The organism is Pseudovibrio flavus, from assembly GCF_009711345.1.
Lineage (GTDB): Bacteria > Pseudomonadota > Alphaproteobacteria > Rhizobiales > Stappiaceae > Pseudovibrio > Pseudovibrio flavus.
On record NZ_SMMA01000061.1, the window covers coordinates 80550 to 99572 of the forward strand.

The 19023-nt window shown below is 51.3% G+C and carries 20 protein-coding genes; 5 read left to right on the plus strand and 15 right to left on the minus strand.

Features of this window, described 5'->3' with window-relative positions; genetic code table 11:
• Positions 1 to 3 precede the first annotated feature (3 nt).
• The 3 genes from E1162_RS09575 to E1162_RS09585 form a co-directional block, all read right to left on the minus strand.
• Positions 4 to 747 carry an amino acid ABC transporter substrate-binding protein gene (locus tag E1162_RS09575; protein ID WP_155130043.1) on the minus strand — a complete coding sequence of 248 codons (744 nt, stop codon included), beginning with the start codon at positions 745 to 747 and terminating at the stop codon, positions 4 to 6.
• A gap of 319 nt (positions 748 to 1066) precedes the next feature.
• Positions 1067 to 2074, minus strand: coding sequence for a helix-turn-helix domain-containing protein (locus E1162_RS09580; protein WP_257098889.1), 1008 nt, complete (start codon positions 2072 to 2074; stop codon positions 1067 to 1069).
• A 111-nt stretch (positions 2075 to 2185) separates the two neighbouring features.
• The gene (locus E1162_RS09585) at positions 2186 to 2347 is read right to left on the minus strand and encodes a hypothetical protein (protein ID WP_155130046.1); all 162 of its coding nucleotides are present in this window, start codon (positions 2345 to 2347) and stop codon (positions 2186 to 2188) included.
• On the opposite strand from E1162_RS09585, the gene E1162_RS09590 reads away from it, so the two are divergent.
• Positions 2346 to 2648 carry a hypothetical protein gene (locus tag E1162_RS09590; RefSeq protein ID WP_155130049.1) on the plus strand — a complete coding sequence of 101 codons (303 nt, stop codon included), beginning with the start codon at positions 2346 to 2348 and terminating at the stop codon, positions 2646 to 2648. The two genes, E1162_RS09585 and E1162_RS09590, sit on opposite strands and share 2 nt — an antisense overlap.
• The gene (locus E1162_RS09595) at positions 2645 to 3859 is read left to right on the plus strand and encodes an HlyD family secretion protein (protein ID WP_155130052.1); all 1215 of its coding nucleotides are present in this window, start codon (positions 2645 to 2647) and stop codon (positions 3857 to 3859) included. The genes E1162_RS09590 and E1162_RS09595 overlap by 4 nt, the downstream gene beginning before the upstream one ends.
• A 91-nt stretch (positions 3860 to 3950) precedes the next feature.
• Here the strand turns inward: E1162_RS09595 and E1162_RS09600 are convergent, their stop codons facing one another.
• The 12 genes from E1162_RS09600 to E1162_RS09655 all read right to left on the minus strand — a co-directional run bounded on the left by E1162_RS09600 (position 3951) and on the right by E1162_RS09655 (position 16150).
• Positions 3951 to 5333: an aspartate aminotransferase family protein gene (locus tag E1162_RS09600; RefSeq protein WP_155130055.1), complete on the minus strand. Its 1383-nt coding sequence runs from the start codon at positions 5331 to 5333 to the stop codon at positions 3951 to 3953.
• A 33-nt stretch (positions 5334 to 5366) separates the two neighbouring features.
• Positions 5367 to 6854, minus strand: a complete 1488-nt coding sequence (locus tag E1162_RS09605) for an NAD-dependent succinate-semialdehyde dehydrogenase (protein ID WP_155130058.1) — start codon at positions 6852 to 6854, stop codon at positions 5367 to 5369.
• 128 nt (positions 6855 to 6982) lie between these two features.
• Entirely contained in the window at positions 6983 to 7465 is a 483-nt protein-coding gene (locus E1162_RS09610) for an Lrp/AsnC family transcriptional regulator (protein ID WP_155130061.1), read from the minus strand.
• A gap of 14 nt (positions 7466 to 7479) precedes the next feature.
• The gene (gene argE, locus E1162_RS09615) at positions 7480 to 8643 is read right to left on the minus strand and encodes an acetylornithine deacetylase (RefSeq protein WP_155130064.1); all 1164 of its coding nucleotides are present in this window, start codon (positions 8641 to 8643) and stop codon (positions 7480 to 7482) included.
• A gap of 20 nt (positions 8644 to 8663) precedes the next feature.
• Positions 8664 to 9854 (minus strand): ectoine hydrolase DoeA, encoded by a 1191-nt coding sequence (gene doeA, locus E1162_RS09620; protein ID WP_155130067.1) that lies wholly within the window; start codon positions 9852 to 9854, stop codon positions 8664 to 8666.
• Positions 9855 to 9967: 113 nt separating this feature from the next.
• On the minus strand, positions 9968 to 10750 hold the full coding sequence (locus E1162_RS09625; protein ID WP_155130070.1) for an aspartate racemase/maleate isomerase family protein: 783 nt from the start codon (positions 10748 to 10750) through the stop codon (positions 9968 to 9970).
• Positions 10751 to 10756: 6 nt separating this feature from the next.
• Positions 10757 to 11416, minus strand: a complete 660-nt coding sequence (ehuD, locus tag E1162_RS09630; protein WP_155130073.1) for an ectoine/hydroxyectoine ABC transporter permease subunit EhuD — start codon at positions 11414 to 11416, stop codon at positions 10757 to 10759.
• Positions 11417 to 11425: 9 nt separating this feature from the next.
• Positions 11426 to 12082 (minus strand): ectoine/hydroxyectoine ABC transporter permease subunit EhuC, encoded by a 657-nt coding sequence (gene ehuC, locus E1162_RS09635; RefSeq protein WP_155130076.1) that lies wholly within the window; start codon positions 12080 to 12082, stop codon positions 11426 to 11428.
• 82 nt (positions 12083 to 12164) lie between these two features.
• The gene (gene ehuB, locus E1162_RS09640; protein ID WP_155130079.1) at positions 12165 to 13031 is read right to left on the minus strand and encodes an ectoine/hydroxyectoine ABC transporter substrate-binding protein EhuB; all 867 of its coding nucleotides are present in this window, start codon (positions 13029 to 13031) and stop codon (positions 12165 to 12167) included.
• A gap of 21 nt (positions 13032 to 13052) precedes the next feature.
• Positions 13053 to 13862: an ectoine/hydroxyectoine ABC transporter ATP-binding protein EhuA gene (gene ehuA, locus E1162_RS09645; RefSeq protein ID WP_155130083.1), complete on the minus strand. Its 810-nt coding sequence runs from the start codon at positions 13860 to 13862 to the stop codon at positions 13053 to 13055.
• A gap of 156 nt (positions 13863 to 14018) precedes the next feature.
• Positions 14019 to 15422 carry a MocR-like ectoine utilization transcription factor EhuR gene (gene ehuR / locus E1162_RS09650; RefSeq protein ID WP_155130086.1) on the minus strand — a complete coding sequence of 468 codons (1404 nt, stop codon included), beginning with the start codon at positions 15420 to 15422 and terminating at the stop codon, positions 14019 to 14021.
• A gap of 134 nt (positions 15423 to 15556) precedes the next feature.
• Entirely contained in the window at positions 15557 to 16150 is a 594-nt protein-coding gene (locus E1162_RS09655; protein ID WP_371311884.1) for a LuxR C-terminal-related transcriptional regulator, read from the minus strand.
• A 113-nt stretch (positions 16151 to 16263) separates the two neighbouring features.
• Between E1162_RS09655 and E1162_RS09660 the strand changes: the two genes are divergently transcribed.
• From E1162_RS09660 to E1162_RS09670, 3 genes are all read left to right on the plus strand, one after another.
• On the plus strand, positions 16264 to 17460 hold the full coding sequence (locus tag E1162_RS09660) for a substrate-binding domain-containing protein (protein ID WP_155130093.1): 1197 nt from the start codon (positions 16264 to 16266) through the stop codon (positions 17458 to 17460).
• 90 nt (positions 17461 to 17550) lie between these two features.
• Positions 17551 to 18315, plus strand: coding sequence for an ABC transporter ATP-binding protein (locus E1162_RS09665; protein WP_155130096.1), 765 nt, complete (start codon positions 17551 to 17553; stop codon positions 18313 to 18315).
• Positions 18312 to 19013, plus strand: a complete 702-nt coding sequence (locus tag E1162_RS09670; protein WP_155130099.1) for an ABC transporter ATP-binding protein — start codon at positions 18312 to 18314, stop codon at positions 19011 to 19013. Before E1162_RS09665 ends, E1162_RS09670 begins: the two co-directional genes overlap by 4 nt.
• The last annotated feature ends 10 nt before the right edge of the window (positions 19014 to 19023 follow it).

Consider the following 19023-nt stretch of genomic DNA (forward strand, 5'->3'; position numbering starts at 1 on the left):
ACGTTAGTTTTTCGTTGTAATGTCGGTTCCGAACCACTTTTGGGAAATTTCAGCAAGCTTTCCGCTCTCTTTGAGTTCCGTCAAAGCTGTATCGACCTTCGCGGCCATCGCTTTTCCCTCAGCATCAGAACGAAACGGTAGTGCATTGCGAATTTCCGAAAACGGCTTACCGGACAAGGCAAGTGGTAGCGGCGTTTCTTTAATCAACTGCGCTGCACTCACACGGTCCATCACAAACGCATCGGCACGGCCAAGGGCGGTTTCCTGTTCAATATTGCTGTCATAGGTCTTGATTGTAATCTCGTCCGCAAATGGAAGCTCGCGCAGCAATTGCTCAAAGTTGGAACCAAGATTAACCGCGACTGTGCGATCCTTAAGGCCCTCAACGCCGTTGATCTCAGCCTCATTGCCTTTCTTCGTTACCACCTGCGCCCCATCGTAAACGTAGGGCTGCGTAAAGGTAAACTGTGCTTCACGCTCCGGTGTCACGGTAATCTGGTTTGCAATCGTGTCGATGCGCCCCGCCTCCAGCGATCCGATAAGGCCGGAAAAGCTCATGGTCACGAACTCGATATCATCACCGGTCTGTTCACCAATTGCATTCATCAGGTCAACTTCAAACCCCTGAAGCTTGTCGGACTTCACAAAGGTGAACGGGAAATAGCTACCGGACATCCCGACGCGGATGGTTTCAGCTTTAACGGGAAGCGCGGCAACAAGGGCCGCCGCTAGAACAAGAGCACGCATGATCTGACCTCGGCTAGAGACTGTTTTTCTTAAGCACTATGTAGCCGAAATAGATTTATTTTCCCATATTCGGAGAAGTAGACGGTAAAGATAAGAGAAATAAGCTCCATATTGAGCCTCGATTAGAAACTCATTCTACAATACCAAAACCCGCCAAAATAGGCGCACTAAAATCGAAGGTTAGTTTCCCTATTTGATTGTGTGTCTAAAACCGTACAATCGAAATATTTTATAATATCAAATACCTACTTGCGGGGGTGGCCGTCAATTATCTGACGAGAACACCAGTCTTTGCACATTCAGGCGCATCTCTTAAGCATTAGCTTTTGTTCCGCTTAAAGCTTGCTGGGGTCGTACCGGTCCATCGCTTGAATGCAACTGTAAAGGCTGCCTGATCTGCAAAACCCAAAGCATAAGCAACCTGCGCAGGCCTATCCCCGCGAAGGAGCAGGCGCTTTGCCAAATCACACCGAGCAAGCTCAACGAGCCCTTTGAAGCTCGTACCTTCAGAGGACAAACGACGAGAGAGCGTTCTTCTCGTCATGCAAAGTACGTCAGCCACTTCATCCCCATTGGGCAGAGTACCAGGAAGCTGCGCCCTTACAATTTTGAGCACTTTTTCTGAAAGCCCCTCTTCTACCTTCGGCATCTGGCGTAAACGCTCCTCACCATGCTCAAGAAGGTGGCCAAGCAGTGCCCCGTCAGAAGTTGGAATTGGATAATCCAAAGCATCTTTTGGAAGCAAAAGGCCGCTGTATGGCTGGCCACATTCGATAGAGAACCCCAATAGCTTGGAAAGCTGATTGCAATGACCTTCATCGCGGGTCTCAAGGAATAATTTGAAAGGCTGAAGGTCTGGCCCAGCAATTTGTCTTGTTCGCTGGTAAAGCCCGAACAGCAGAAACTCACGGTGACGAGCATATTTGTGTGCGCTAACGGCATCACTGCCCAGTTCGATAAAGGGCTGACCATCGTAATCGCGAACACTGAATGTCATATCAGGGTCTTCCAGTGCATAAAACCGCTGGGCGAATTCAACGACCTGTCCCAGTGTACCGCTCGCGCTCGCAAGGTACGCCATTAGCGTCTTGGAGCCCGGCGCGAGCAGACCAGCACGCGCACCAAACGTTTTGTCGCCAAGCACTTCACAACAAAGCTCCAGAACTGTCGCCTCGGCTAGCAGCGGAATACGCGCGTCTTCACCCTCCAATATATCTTCAGACAGCCCCGCTTCTTCTAGAAGCTGCGAGAACGGCATGGCTGCGCCCTTCTCTGCCTCGTAGATCTTGGCGACGTGCTTCAAACGGTAGGCGCTTATTCTAGACATCGCTTCGCGCTGACCTCCCTTTCCGGCCACTATAAATACGTATCGATACGTATTTGTCCAAAACCAAAAAACAGATGGCCAGAAGCATAAAGAACGACCTTTGCCGATCGCTTAATTCTCCTGCCAAGCAAAAACGCCGCGAACCGGCACCCAAAACACGATGCAAAAAAGGACATAAGCTGTGAAGCCCATCGCTATCGCCGGCTCCATACTTCTTGGAGTTCTATCGACATCAGCAAACGCCAGCCAAGCCATTCCCAGCTGGTGGGTCATGCCCGGAGAATCCGATTGGTATTCAATCGTCGGCTTGATCGTCTTCTTTCTCGCTCTTCTGCTGGTCATGCATCTTTATGCCCGTTTTGACCACTTTGCAGAACGCAGAGCAAAGGGAACGCCGCTACGCACCACTATTCCCATGATGCTAACGGTTGCTCTTGCCTACGAGATTATGCCTGCGCTTAGCCACTTCAGCATCTTGCTGCCAGCTGCGCTCATACTCACAGCTATTGCGAGGGATTTCATGTTGTGGTGGCGCCCTGAAGCCAATGAAAAAACGCTGGAGGCATACAAATGATCGAGATTCTGGTAACGTCTTTCCCGTTCGTCCTACGCGTTATGTATCTGCGCTGGAAAGGGCTTCCCATAACTCTCTATTCGGTGCACCAAGCACTGTTCCTATGGCTCGTTCTCGCGCTCATCTTGTTCTTCGCGGTGTTTTATTATTACCCGAAGTCCTTTAGCGGGCTCGTTCCGTTCAAGACGGTTCCGGTTGTTGCAGAAAATGGCGGCACTGTAACTGAGGTGTTCGTAAAAGGCGGCGATACAGTCAAAGTCGGCGACCCGCTGTTTTCAGTCGAGAACTCAGCTGAGCTTGCCAAGGTCGAGGTAGCCAGAATGAAAGTCGCTGAAATTAAAAGCGCCATAACAGCGGCCGAGCATGAAGTAGACATGGCGCAGGCTCAGCTTGCAGCAGCAGGCACGAACCTTAAGCAGGCCGAGCTGACACTTGCAGATCATGAGGACCTAAAAGGAAGGCAGTCTGTTGCCTTTCAGCCTAACCAGTTGGAACGTGCATCGACCCGCAAAGAAACAAGCGAAGCCGACTGTCAGTCAGCGCAAGCCAAATTGGAAGCTGCTAAGGTTCAGGCAGAAAAAGTTCTACCTGCACAGCTCTCCAGTGCGATTGCCAACCTAAAACAGGCAGAAGTCGAACTTGGCAAAACACGGGTTGTTAGTTTAGTAGATGGAACCGTTGAGCAAATGACACTTCATGTCGGCTCCCGTGCTGGACAGGCAGCGATGACACCGGCAATGCTAATCATACCGGTGCGAAACGAAGAAGAGAGTTCGCGTATCGTTGCTGGCTTCTCTCAAGTGTCCAGAACCGAACTTTACGAAGGAATGGCGGCTGAAGTCGCATGTGAAAGTAACTTCAACATAGGCATGATGAATACAGTTTTGCCAGCGCGCATCACCCGAATTCAAGAGCCGATTTCGGCCGGCCAGATGGGACCAAACGGCCGCCTTATGGAGCCGAACGAAAAGGCGAAACGCGGACAGGTTGTTGCCCACCTTGATCTGGTTCACCCAGAACACAAAAAGCTTCTGGTTCCAGGTAGCGGCTGTATTGTGCAGACCTATACAACCGACCTGAAAGGCTCAATGCAAGGTTCCATGACTGCTCATGTAGTCGCTGCGATGGGTATTATCAAAGCCGTTGGTCTCCGGATTAAAGCATGGTTGGGCCTCGCATCTGGCATCGGCCTTACAGGGTCAGCCCACTAAACCAGCGGAACATTTCGTTAAATACGAGAGAGGCGATCAGATCACCTGACCGCCTCTTTCCTCAATTAATTCAATTTTCTATATAATTTATCTAAACAAGACTCTTAGCGACATGTTGTACCGCATCATGAGCTGCCTCTACGATTTTATCAGCTTCTGAACGTGTCATACATAGCGGCGGAGCAAAGCCGAGAATATCGCCTTGAGGCATCGCACGGCCAATTACACTTGAGCGCTCCATTAGTGCCGCAGCGATTTGTGGACCCACTTTTTGTGAAGCATCAAAGAACACACGATCATCCTTATCCTTCACGAACTCGACGGCTGCTAAGATACCTTCACCGCGTACTTCACCAACGATAGGTGAAGTCGACAGCACCTCTTTGAGCTGATGGTTGAAGTATGCGCCGGTGTCACGGGCGTTGGAGACGAGGTCCAGCTTATCGATCAACTGAAGGTTGGCAACGCCAGCTGCAGCACCGATTGGATGGGCTGAGTACGTCCAGCCGTGGCCGATTGGTCCAAGCTCATCTGTACCCTTCTCCAGAACCTTCCAAACCTTATCCGATACGATAGATCCGGACAGTGGTGCGTAAGCGGAAGTTAGGCCTTTAGCGATGGTGATGATGTCAGGCTCGATACCGTAGTGCTGGGAACCGAACATAGAGCCGAGACGACCGAAACCGGTTACCACTTCATCAGCAATCAGAAGAATATCGTGCTTCTTCAGAACTGCCTGAATAGCTTCCCAGTAGCCCGCTGGCGGAGGCACAATACCGCCAGTTCCCAGCACTGGCTCGCCGATAAAGGCTGCAATAGTATCTGCGCCTTCCTTTTCAATCAGCGCTTCAAGGCTTGCGGCGCACTGGGCAACAAACTCTTCTTCGCTTTGGGAAAGGTCATCCCTGCGGAAATAGTAGGGCGCGTCAGTATGGATCACCTGCTCTAATGGCAAATCGAACTTCTTGTGAAAGAGCTCAAGACCAGTAAGAGAGCCGGTCATCAATCCAGAACCGTGATAACCGCGCCAACGAGAGATAATTTTCTTCTTCTGCGGGCGGCCAAGCACGTTGTTGTAGTACCAGACGAGCTTGATGTTGGTCTCGTTAGCATCCGACCCGGAAAGGCCGAAATACACCTTGGACATGTTGTCCGGCGCACGATCAAGGATCATCTTTGCAAGGGTGATGGATGCTTCGGTGCCATGCCCCACATAGGCGTGATAGTAAGCAAGCTCACGCGCCTGCTCAGCAATCGCTTCGGCCACTTCTGAACGGCCATAACCAATGTTTACGCAGTAAAGACCAGCAAAAGCATCCAGCATCCGGTTGCCATCCTGATCTTCGATGTAAACACCCTCACCCGTTTTGATAACACGGTTGCTGAGCTCCCCACGAGCGAACTGGGCAAGGTGGGTAGATGGATGGAAAAAGTTTTCGCGATCCCAATCAGCCAACTGATCGTTTCTAAGCATTCTAGTATTCCTTTAGGTCTGAATTTCAATGAACTAGGAGTAATCGCGGCACACGTATTTAATGTCTGTGAAAGCCTCCAGACCTTGGCGGGCGCCTTCGCGCCCAAGGCCGGATTGCTTCATGCCGCCAAAGGGAATTGGGGCGCCGGTCACTTTGGTTCTGTTGACCGCGACCATGCCGTATTGAAGCTCACGCGTAGCGCGGTAAATGCGTCTGGCATTGGTCGTATGAATGTAGGCAACCAACCCGTACTCACTCTCGTTCGCCATCGCGATAACATCATCATCACTGTCAAACGGCGTGAGAGCTGCTACAGGGCCGAAAGTCTCTTCGGTATTGATAAGCGCATCTTTTGGAGTATGCCCAAGCACCGTTGGCTCAAAAAACAGCGGACCAGCGCGGTGTACATTGCCGCCGCACAAAAGCTGCGCACCCTGCGCGACCGCATCGCGCACCTGCGCGTTTTGCTTGTCGATAGCCGCTTGGTTCACCAGTGGCCCGATATCAGGATCATCAAGCCCACAGCCGACGCTTAACTCCTTCACCGCCGTAACAAAACGCTCAGCGAACACATCATAAATGGACCGCTCAATAAAGAAGCGGTTAGCAGCTAGGCAGTCCTGCCCCGATGTCGCGAACTTTGCAGAGATTGCGCAGGTCACTGCTTTCTCAAGATCAGCATCTGCATGAACGATAAATGGGGCATGCCCGCCAAGTTCAAGCACAAGCCTTTTCACTGTCTCTGCGGAACTACGATAAAGAAGCCGCCCGATTTCCGTGGAACCCGTAAAGGACAAGGCTCTCACGCGATTATCTTCAGTCCATGGGTTCACAATTGTCTGCGGTTGACCCGTTACGACATTGAAAACGCCAGCCGGAATGCCTGCTCGTTCGGCAAGCTCGGCAAGCGCAGTTGCTGAAAACGGCGTTTCTTTTGAAGGATGCACGACACAAGTACAGCCCGCTGCCATGGCTGCAGCAGCTTTTCGGGTAATCATCGCGCAAGGAAAGTTCCAAGGCGTAATAAGAGCTGCAACACCAACCGGTTCACGCCAAACTTCCACTTCGCCGTCTGCCAAGTGAGAGGTTACACCCTCAATATTGGGACGCTTGGTCTCCTCTGCATAGAACTCAACGAAGCTCGCTGCATAGTCGATCTCGCCCCGTGCTTCCGAAAGGGGCTTCCCTTGTTCCAGCACCATAAGAAGCGCAAGGTCTTCGCTGTTCTCGCAAATAAGACGGTACCAGTTTCTAAGTAACCCTGCCCGCTCTTGCGGCAGCATACCGGCCCAATTCTGAAACGCACTTTGGGCAGCCTCAACTGCTCTTACACTGTCATAGGCACTAAGTGCCGGCACCGTCCCCAAAAACGAACCATCGCTTGGGTCACAAACTTCAATTGAAGCACCATCTCCGGCGGCGCACCACTCCCCGCCAATGTAACTAAACTCTTTAAAAAGTTTGGGATCTGTAAGTTTGGAGAGCGCGCTACTGCGCGGCCTTTCAAGCGTTATACCCATACCTTTGCCCTCTTGGTTGTATGGGTTAGTTCTGCCCGAAACAGAGCAAAAGGTGCTTTCGAATTACCGACTACGGACTAGCCATTTCTTTGGAAATTGATCGGCTAAACAGAAGGTTTCAAGGCCTTCTATACAAGAGCATCAAGCGGAACCTTGCTTTCGGATTTAACCTGCTTGGTCACCACGTAGGTGTAATAGCGGCGAAGCCCGATATCAGCGTCCAGCATCCGATCGATAAAGCGCTGATAGCTATCAATATCTTTTGAAAAAACCTTCAGAACGTAGTCAATTCCGCCGCCAACGGCCCAGCATTCCAATATCTCGGGATAGTCATGGACGGCGCGCTCAAAACGTTCAAAGTCGGCCGTCTTGTGGCTATCTAACTCCACCTCCACCAAAACCATAGTCAGCGGTGAAAGAAGGCTCAGCGACAGCTTGGCCTCGTATCCAACGATAACCCCTGCCTTCTCCAGCCGCTTGAGGCGCTCCCAACACGGCGCAGCAGAAAGGTTGACCCGCTCTGCCAACGCTGCCTTGGTGATCCGCCCTTCTTCCTGAAGGATCTTGAGGATTGCAAGATCCCGATCATCGAGCTTGATGCCTGTCTTCAAAGCGTCATTCCCGCTTACATCGCTTGATACCGCGCAACGCTGCGCATGAATTCAAGGCATCTTTGAAGTTCAGAGGTCTCGATGAACTCGTCCGGCTTGTGTGCCTGCTCGATACTGCCCGGACCATAAACCACAGTTGGAATGCCCACGCGCTGAAAGTAACCGGCATCGGTTGCAAAGGAAACGTTCTCGCTCGTATTCGCACCGGTGATTGCCCGCACCAGTTCCATCGCGTCGCTACGTTCGTCAAACTTCAGTGCAGGAACATCGGCGATAATGGTAGTTCTGATGTCAGCGCTGGAAGACACAGATTTCATCTGCGGAAGTAGCTCTTCGCGGGCGAAGGCAAGAATTTCTTCGATAATCGCCATCCCGTCGGTACCGGGTATCGGACGGATCTCCCAATCAAAAGAGCAATAGCCAGCAGTGATATTGCGAGCAACACCACCGCCTATCTGGCCAACATTAACGGTCGTGAATGGTGGAGCGAACTGACTATCAGGAACCTCAATTTCTCTTTGCTTATCAGAGTACTCTAGAATCTTGTTAATGTACTTTGTCGCAAACTCAATGGCATTAACGCCCTTGCTTGGGTCTGACGCATGAACTTCAAACCCAAAGATTTCAGTTCGCAGTTCATAGCCACCTTTATGACCGGTCACGAGGCGCATGGCCGTAGGCTCGCCAACGACAGCCAACGCAGGCTTCACCTGTCTAGAGGCAAGATCCTGCGCTAGGATGGATGCTCCATAGCCCCCGATTTCCTCATCAAAGCAGACTGAGAGCTGAACCGGACGCTGCAAGCTTTGCTGCTTCAACTCCGGCACTATTGCCAGCATGCAGGCGATGAACCCCTTCATGTCCACTGCGCCGCGGCCATATAGCTTGCCAGCTTGTTCCGTCAGCTCAAATGGATCATTCGTCCATTGCTGACCGAACGTTGGCACCACATCACTGTGGCCGTTGAACATGATGCCGCCTTCAATCTCTGGCCCAATGACAGCGTAAAGGTTCGCCCTTGCTCCGCTCTCATCATAAGTTAGCGAGCATTCGATGCCGTACTCTTCAAGAAACTGCTGAATGTAGGCAATCATCTCCAGATTGCTCTCACCGGACAGTGTTGGAAACGAAACCAGACCTGCCAGCAAGTCCTTCGTAAGCGCCAATGTGTTTTCCATTGCCCTAGCGCCCTCTATAGCTAATCGACGACGAAGAGGTGCCGCGGCACATCGGAAAGGCACTCAGGCCCGCTTTCGCCAATGGCGATGCTCTCGGTAATCTCAAGACCCCAGTCATCACGCCACAGCCCAGTCATGAAGTGGAACGTCATACCTGCTTCAAGAACAGTCTTATCACCGCTGCGCAAGCTCATGGTCCGCTCGCCCCAATCCGGCGGATAAGAAAGCCCAATCGGGTAGCCGGTACGGCTATCTTTGTGAATGCCGTGCTTTTTCAAAACAGCGAAGAATGCATGGGCGATATCTTCACAAAGGTTCCCGACCTGAGCCACCTCAAGCCCAGCCTCAATACCCTCCAGAACCGCTTTTTCGGCATCAATGAAATGCTGAGGCGGCCTGCCGAAGTAAATCGTACGCGACAATGGGCAGTGATAGCGGCGGTAACAGCCTGACAGCTCGAAGAACGTACCTTCGTTGGCACGCATGGGTTTATCATCCCATGTTAGGTGAGATGCCGCAGCATCCTTGCCTGACGGAAGCAAGGGTACAATTGCAGGATAATCGCCGCCATGCTCGGCCGTGCCGCGCAGGCCAACCTCATAGATCTCCGCGACGAGATCGTTCTTGCGCATTCCCGGACGCGCGACGTTCAACACGTGCTCATGCATCTTTGTCGTAATTTGCCCGGCGATGCGCATATATTCCAGCTCACGAGGAGACTTTACTGCACGCTGCCAGTTCACCAGTCCGTTCACATCCTTAAAACGTGCATTGGGTAGATGCGCCAAGAGCGAAGTATAGGCTTTGGCGGAGAAGTAATAGTTGTCCATCTCCAAGCCGATCACCGAGTTTTCCCACCCCTTGTCTGCAAGAGTGCTGGCGAGGTGATCCATAGGATGACGCTCAGTAGACTGAACGTAGTGATCTTCATAACCAAGGATGTTGTCGTGGCTCAGGTACGTTGTACGCTTTGCGCCGGCTGAATCCATTTTACGGCCGTACCAGATCGGCTCACCTTCCATGCCAACGATAACGCATTGATGAACGTAGAAGGACCAACCGTCATAACCGGTTAGCCACGCCATGTTGGAAGGATCTGATACAACTATACAGTCTACGCCAGCCCGCTCCATAGCGCGGCGGGTCTTGGCAAGACGGGCATCATATTCGGCCCTATCAAATGCAAGTACAGGTGCTTCTAACACTGTCATAAAGACCTCCTATGAAAACTTTCTCTAAAAGCTGGGCGGAGCACCGCTCCAACACATCAACAACAATGAAATTTGGAAAATAAACGTCCTGCTTTTCAGCCTTTAAAATATGGCTAGGCAGTAAGCGCCAAGTGCCTTTCGCTGGCAGAACGAACGGCCCGTTGAGCCATTACAGCGTCATCAAATGGTAACCCCAAGCCATGCCACGCAGACCAAATGGCAGCATGATTGCTGGTAACCACCCGTTTGCCAGTAAGGTGCTCTAGCTCTGGAATGAGAGCAGCAACGGGTAGCGCTGTGCAGGAGATGAACAGAACGTCTGACTGAGGATCAACCGCCATTTGCGCTGCATTGAGCAATGTTTCACGGTCAAGACGGGCCATCACCCGATCATCTGCAATTCCCAAGCATGTATGCTTGCAAACCTTGTAGCCCTCTATTTCCAGAAATGCCTCAATCGGAGCACTGGTTTCAGGCAAGTAAGGTGTCAGCAAACTGATCTTCTTAGCACTCAAGGTCTGCAGTGCCTCCAAGAGCGCACTTACAGGCGTAATAACCTTGGCTTCAGGCTTTGCTTCTACAAGCAGTCTGCGCACCTGCTCATCGCCCAAAACGACGGACGCAGAAGTGCAGCTGTAGTAGAGAACGTCGAGCTTTTCCTCCGGCAAAATCAGCTCTGCGGCTTCTTTAATGCGCGGAAGCATTTTGCCAAGGTTCGCAGGCGTTGTCGGGTTCTCATAGGCAACGCGATTTGCATATATCCCAACCCTGTCGAGGGGAAATGCTCTGGCGAAATCCAGTTCGCTCATATGATCTGTCGCGAGCAGAACCAAGCCGATACGCTTTTCGACAGGTTCTGCGACAAAGGAATGCGGAAGATCGAGTTTTGTAATCATGCAGTACTACTTGTAGTGCGGGCTGTATTTACGCTCTAAACGGCGAAGAAAATAAACCGATGGGATACTTATAAGCAAAAAGAACACGCCAACCAAAGTCATCGGTTCCAGATAACGGTAATGGAAGTTGGAAATGCTTCGCGCCTGATTCATCAACTCCAATACCGTAATGGCGCTAAGGAGCGGTGTCTCCTTAAACATTGCGATAATATAGTTGGCTAATGCCGGTATCATCGGCGGAATAGCTTGCGGCAAGATGATGTGTTGCCAAGTTTGCGGTGCAGTCAGATTCACTGCCTTGGACGCCTCCCACTGGCCCCGTGGAATATTGTCGATACCAGCGCGGTAAACCTCTGCAGTATAGGTTGCGTAGTGCAGCCCCAGCCCGATCACACCAGCGACAAGCGGCGATAGCAAAATCCCGACATCAGGCAGAATGAAGAAGAGGAAATAAAGCTGCACAAGCAGCGGTGTACCTCGAATAAACTCAAGGAAAAAACTGGTTGGCCGAGAAACAAGCTTGTTTTGCGAGCGCCGCATGAGCGCAAACACAAGACCCAACGCCAACGCTAGAACAGAGCCAAGCACGGTTGCTTGAATTGTAACAAGAACACCCTCTCCCAACACGGGCAATGTCTTGATAGCAAAGTTCCAATCCCACTCCATAATAGCCTCCTACTTGGTCACGTCGAGGCCATCGGAAAGGTGCCTTTCAAGGGCACGAATTCCCCTTGAAATGACCATGGCCATCATGAAGTACAAAATCAAAATTGTAAGAAACGGTATTGCGGTGCTGCCTGTTTGCGCTCTCACCACCTGAGACTGGAACGTCATATCCGCTAGCGAAATAAGCGATACGACAGCAGTACCCTTTAAAAGCTCAATGGCGTTGTTGCCAAAGGTCGGCAGCATAATAACAAACGCCTGCGGGAGTATAACGTGGCGCATGCGTTGGTAAGGCGTAAGGTTCAATGCAAGAGCCGCTTCGCTCTGCCCCTTATCGATAGACTGGACTGCCCCGCGAACCACCTCGGCGCCGTATGCGCCTACATTGAGACCAAGCGCCAGTACACCTGCAAGGAACGGCGAAACCGGAATACCAACAAGCGGCAATACGAAGTACGCCCAAAATAGCTGAACGAAAATAGAGGTGCCGCGGAAGAACTCGATATAGCACGTCGCAGCAATGGAGATGGCCTTCACCTTGGACATGCGAGCAAGCCCGGCGATGATAGCCATGAAAAGCGCAAGGGCACAGCCAAGTACGGTCAACTGTGCCGTAAGCAATGCGCCTTCGAAGATAAGTTGCAGATAACCGAACCAGTGCTGCATGCAAAACGCTCTTAAAATAAATGAGAGAAATCCGAATACTCAGGACGGGAAAGGGGCCCCGCCCTGAGAAGCTGTAATGACCTTAGTTTGGACCACCACAGAGTTTTTCACGGCTTGTCAGGTTCGGCGCTTCGCCAGGGAAACCAAAGGAGGAAACAAGCTCGGAAAATTCACCGCTTGCCTTCATTTCGGCAAGAGCAACGTCATAAGCATCACGCAAAGAGGTATCCTGTTTACGGAAGGCTGCACCAGCGCAATAAACCGGAGTGCCTTTAATTGGCGTAATCAGTTCAAGCCCCTCGTCCTGCGCCTTGCCAAGCAAGTCGACAAGAGAAAGCGTTGGCAGCGCGTATACATCGATACGGCCATCCTGCAGCATCTTGATACCGGACTGTCCGTCTGGAACGACAACCACACGGTCACGCGGAACACCTGCTTCAAGAGCCAAACGCTCTTCAGTACCACCACCAGGCGCGCCGACCTTTGCGCTCGCATGAGCAGCAAGCTCAGCATACGTCGTTAGGCCAAGCGGGTTACCTTTTTTGACAGCAAAAGCCTCAGCATCACACAGATCCGGCTCAGAGAAGACAACTGCATTACAGCGCTCTGGCTTGATGAAAAGACCAGCAGCAACAAGGTCAAAACGTCCGGCCTGCAGACCCGGGATCATGGCGCCGTATTCGGAAACAGAAGCCACAACCTCTTTAATGCCCAAGCGCTTGAGAACGGCACGGGCTACTTCAGGTGCTGCACCGGTTACTTCACCGCCCGCGGTTACTTCAGTCCATGGCGGCTCGTTAGCAATTGCGATACGTGCAAAGCCCTGTGCACGCAGTTTCTCTAAAGTGTCTTCAGCGTTCGCCTTGCCTACCACTCCGTGAGAAAAGCCGGTTACAGCTACAGCGGTTACTGCAAGAGCTGTTTTCTTGAAAAGTCCCTTCAAATTCATAAATTACCCCTCCGTTTAAAATTATATGGCAACCGCAGCGCTTTCAGCGCGGGACACTCCGGCCGAGAGAACTTTTCTCAAGAACGTGCGCGTTCTTTCTTCCTGCGGATCGGTGAAAATCTGTTCTGGTGGCCCGCTTTCAATGATGCGGCCCTTATCGAAAAAGAGAACCCTGTCAGCGAAATCACGGGCAAAGCCCATCTCGTGGGTCACAAGCAACATAGTCATGTCCGTCTCCTCTCCCAGGCGACGCATGACGTTTAAAACTTCGTCGACAAGTTCAGGATCGAGCGCTGATGTCACTTCATCAAAGAGCATGATCTTGGGTTCAAGCGCCAAGGCTCTGGCAATCGCTACGCGCTGCTTCTGACCACCGGACAACGAGGCCGGCTTTTGATCACGCTTGTCGGCAAGGCCAACCAGATCAAGTAGCTCCAGAGCGCGTTCATCTGCCTGCTTCTTTGCGACACCGCGTACAAGTCGAAGGGCGAGAGTGACGTTTTCTAAAACCGTTTTGTGCGGAAATAAATTGAAGTGTTGGAACACCATGCCAATGCTGTTTCGCATCTTGTGCAGATGGGTTTCATCAGCATCAACCAGCTTGCCGCCCCGCTCCATGTGCCAGAGTTGCTCGTCTTCAATCAGCACATGGCCGGAAGTGAGCGTCTCCAAAGTCATGAGAACGCGCAAAATTGTGGTCTTACCAGAACCGGAAGGACCAATAAGCGCAAGCTTTTCACCCGGCGCCACCTGAAAAGACAGGTTGTCCAGCACCGTAAGGTCACCAAAGCATTTTGAAATGGATTGTATGTCAATAATTGGCTGCACCATCGCCCCCTCGACTTGCAATGCAAGGAGACTTAAACAGAGACAATTACCCGTCAATATTTATATTAAATCAGTACAATTTAGACATTTATATCTTGTCAGAATGACAAAATTATACAGAGATTAGATCTCCAAAACTCAAAGCTATGGAAAATAGAATTAGAAAATTGGCAATGGTTTCTCTGCGTCAGACAGAATCAGATTCGCCAAAATACCAAGGGCGTATTCAAGTCTGCGCTCGTCAACAGAGCCGACTGCAACGCGAATAGCGTTGTGGCGTCCGGGCGCGCCAGTACTATACTCTTCCGCCATTACGAACGGGAGACTGCCTGCCACAGCAATGTTTGAACGTCTTGCTTGATTGATCAGCTCAGCCTCTTCAACCCCACTGGGTAACGGCACCCATATATGGGTACTATTAGGATGCCCAGTGTAGGTGACATTGACGAGTGCTTCCTTGGCAATTGAATGCCGCCGCTCCAATGCATTGGTTTGCCAGTTGATTAGTTCATCAGCTTTTCCGTTTTCCATCCAGCGACTTAAGATATCGACCATCAATGGATTTGCCATCCAGCTCGTTACTAAATGACGGTTTGCAGCCGCGACAGCTGCGCTCATTGGCGATAGCAAAATTCCTATCCGCATACCCGGAATTATCTGCTTGCTAAAAGCGGTAATGTAGAAAACCTGGGCCGGATCAAGCGCTTTGAACGTGGGCGGAACGCCCCGTACTGTTGCGCCCATAATGTCGTTTTCAATAATGAAAACATCATACTTACGGGCGATCTCCAAAATCTCAAGCCGCCGCTCCAAGCCCATAACCAACGACTTAGGGTTAGCAACACTAGGCGATAGCAGTACAGCCCTCACCTTGTCTCTTATACAGCTTTGCTCAAACCCTCTTGGCGTTAAACCCTGCTCATCCATCTCAGCGATGCTGAGACGAACGCCTAGATAACCAGCAAGCGGCTTCACGCTGTGAAAGCTCACCTCCTCCACACACAAAGCGCAGGCAGGCGGCGTCGCTGTCATCAATGCAGTGGCGACCGCTGATGTTGCACCGTTGGTAAATAAAAACTCAGAAGGTCTTGCCGGAATGCCCTTATCCTGCAGCCAGTTACAAGCAACATGTGTTTGTTGCTTAAACACAGCCTCAGGCCGAAAAGACTGCAGCAGGTTAGGCGTCAGCTGGCCTGAAAGGTCCTGAAGCGCTTCTTGCAGCGCTACGTGATGCAAGCTGTCAGTCACCGGTTTCAGCATCGAAAGATCGATCAGCTCATGATCCCTCATCGGTAAAAACGGCATAGACATATCCGCTGGCGTAGAGCGTACAAACGTCCCCCGCCCCACTTCGCCGCTTAGGTACCCAAGATCCCGCAGGGCCTCATAGGCCCTCGTGACGGTCTGAACGGATATGTCGAGAGAAAATGCCAAATCACGATGGGTCGGCAATCGCTCACCGGGAAGCAAGCTGCCTGACTCTATCGCTTTTATGATGAGTTTTTGTAGAGACTTATAAACCGGTCGGGTTAATTGATCTCTTTCTGGCTGCCACATTGTCATGATTTCTTTTAGCAGCTACACGAATTCATAACAACATAACTATCATAAGTTGTTATTGCAGTTCCAAATGCTGATCATTCAAATCGTTTTCTAATGAAATGGAAGGCCCAACCCGCTGAAAACCCAAGCCCATTTCAGCGATGCACAACGTGGTCACCGAAAATCTCGCCAAGGGACATCAGCAGAGCACTGGTATTGTTTACACCAAACTTTTTCAGCAATTTGGCGCGGTAGACTTCAATGGTTCGGTAAGACAGGTCAAGTTCAATTGCGACCTCTTTGCTCGTCAACCCATTTGCCAGTAACCCAACCACCTGCTTTTCGCGGCGTGTCAAAGCCACATAAGGACGTTGATCGGAAAGGTCTGCAAACGTCCACACGGCACGCGCTAGCGGCTCATCAGGAGTGAAGGAGTTTCCTCTCACTCTGCACCAGAACAATTCTCCGCTACGACGAGCCATAATCCGCTCATCCCAATAGGCATTTTGTTTTTTGAGATCATCAACTCCGCGATTACGAACATTGATGAACTCTTCCTTCGTTGGATAGAGCATTGCAAAGAGTTGGTTCTGTAGGTCTTGCCGCTCGTAATCGAACATTTTCGCAAAAGCTAGGTTACAATCCCTAATCACTCTGTTTTCGGTAACAACAATACCGATAGGAGCGTGAACAAACGCCACCTCATAAAAGTCGCCTTCTGTATAGGCTTGCTCTATACGTGTTTCCACAGTATTGCCCCTCAACTTCCCGACACCCTACCCTTTAGGCGAGTAAATTGCGCATCAACAAAGACTTTTGCGTGCATGCTTTAGTTAGCGCTGTTTGCCTTGGGAGGGAAATAATGAAATCGTTTATGAAGAAAGCGGGCCTTGGGCTGGCCACGCTTGCTATTTCTACGTCAGCATGGTCTGCTGATCCTATCAAAATCGCGCTTATTCATGGCCTTTCAGGAAGTACCTTTGAGGTATTTTCCAAACAGACCCATACAGGATTTGAAATGGGGTTGGAGTACGCTACGGGCGGCACCAATATGATCAAGGGTCATCCGATTGAGATCATCAAAAAGGATACTCAGTTCAAACCGGATATTGCCCGCGCAATGCTGGCAGAAGCCTACGGCGATGATGAAGTTCTTCTCGCTATCGGCGGCACTTCTTCCGGCGTAACAAAGGGTATGTTGCCTATCGCTGAGGAATACGAGCGTATCCTGCTTGTAGAACCTGCGGTGGCGGACTCCCTCACAGGGCCAGACTCCAACCGCTATGTGTTCAAGACCAGCCGCAATTCCTCAATGGATATGCAAGCACAAGCGCTGGCGCTGAAGCCGGACGATAACCTATATGTGGCAACCCTTGCCGAAGACTATGCCTTTGGGCGTGACGGCATCGCAGCATTCAAATCTGCATTGGAAGGTACAGGTGCAAACCTCGTGACTGAGGAATATGTACCGCTGAAAACCACTGACTTTACAGCAGCAGCAGAACGTATGTTCAACGCGCTGAAAGAAAAGCCGGGTCGTAAGGTTATTTTGATCTACGTTGCAGGTGGCGGCGATGCCATGGGCAAAATCAAAGCTATGGAACCACAGCGCTACGGTATTGAAATCTCTACAGGCGGCCACATCCTTCCGGTTCTGCCAACCTATAAGCGTGTACCGGGCATGGAAGGCGCTATCTATTACTACTACGAGAGCCCGAACAACGAGATCAACGACTGGCTCGTTGAGGAGCATGAAAAGCGTCACGGCTCCCCGCCTGACTTCTTCACTGCTGGCGGTATGGCGGCAGCGCTCGCTGTTGTTAAGGCTATCGAGACTGCCGAAGAGCTGGAAACCGAAGCAATCATTGCCGCGATGGAAGGAATGAGCTGGGAGACGCCGAAGGGTACCATGACTTTCCGTCCTGAAGACCATCAGGCGCTCCAGTCTATGTACCACTTCAAAATCCAGGTGGACGACGAAGTGAAGTGGGCTATTCCGCAGCTTGTTCGCGAAATCAAGCCGGAAGAAATGAACATCCCGCTGGGTCGCACAAACTAAGCCCCAAGCAAACCCTGACACATCGACCATATTTTGTGCTCTGGCGACCCATAAGTTGCCAGAGCCTGTCTCTAATAGTGTCACAGGACAATGCGAGCACCTTCACTTTCCACGAAAGACCTCACCATCAATTTTGGAGGCCATGTCGCGGTTGATCATGTGAGCTGTGATTTTTATTCCGGCGAACTGACCGTAATCGTAGGCCCAAATGGCGCAGGCAAGACAACCTATTTCAATCTCATCTCCGGTCAGCTGAAAGCGTCCTCCGGCACTGTCATTAAGGATGGCGAAGACATCACAGCAACAGCTCCCTCTACAAGAGCCAAGAAAGGTGTAGGCCGAGCATTCCAGCTTACCAACCTTTTCCCGCAGCTTACTGTTTTGGAAAACATCCGCTTGGCGGTGCAGGCGCAAACAGGTGATGGATGGCGAGCCTTTACCCCAACAAACAAACTGACAGCCCTTGCCGACAAAGCAGAGCTTTATCTGGAAGCAACGGGACTTGAGGGGGTAGCCAAACAAAGAGCAGCCGCCCTCTCCCACGGGAACCAACGCAAGCTGGAAGTCGCCCTTTTGATGGCGATGGAGCCAGACATCTACATGTTCGATGAACCAACTGCGGGTATGTCCATGGACGATGCACCAGAAGTGCTTGAGCTCATCAGCAAGCTAAAAGCAGACACCCGTAAAACAATCCTACTGGTAGAGCACAAGATGAATGTTGTTCGCTCACTGGCAGATCGCATCGTCGTACTGCACAACGGCGCTTTGGTTGCAGATGGCTCACCTGAGCAGACCATGAACTCTGAGGTTGTTCGCGAGGTATACCTTGGCAACGCGGGGGTTATGGCATGAGCCTATTAAGCCTAACCAACATGCAAACGCAGATCGGTGAGTATCACGTTCTGCATGATGTCTCCTTCGACGTCTCGGAAGGTGGAGTATTCGTTCTCCTTGGGCGCAATGGCGCTGGAAAGACCACAACCTTGCGGTCCATCATGAATATGTGGACCCCGTCAAAAGGCTCGGTCAAATTTCGCGGTAAAGACATCTCGCAAATGCACACCAGCGATATCGCTCGAATGGGAGTGGCATTTGTGCCGGAGGATATGGGTATCTTTGGCGGTCTGACAGTAGAAGAGAACCTCGTGCTGGCAACAGCGTCAGGCTCCTTTGATCCTCAGAGGCTGGAGCGGATACTGGAGCTATTCCCCGCTCTTAAGATCTTCTGGAACAAACAGGCGATGAAACTCTCAGGTGGGCAAAAGCAAATGCTCTCTGTCGCCCGCGCAATTATCGAACCGCGTGACCTCATTCTCATTGATGAGCCGACCAAGGGCCTTGCACCTGCAATCATCTCGGGAATGCGCGATGCGTTTGCCGAGATTGCCCAGAACACGACCATCCTGCTTGTTGAGCAGAACCTACCGTTCGCACTCTCGCTTGGACGAGACATGGCAGTAATTGATGACGGTCATGTGGTTCACACCGGAAGCATGAAGGCGTTCGCCGAAGACAATGAATTGCAAAACACCCTGCTGGGCCTTGCTTAAGGCAGCATGG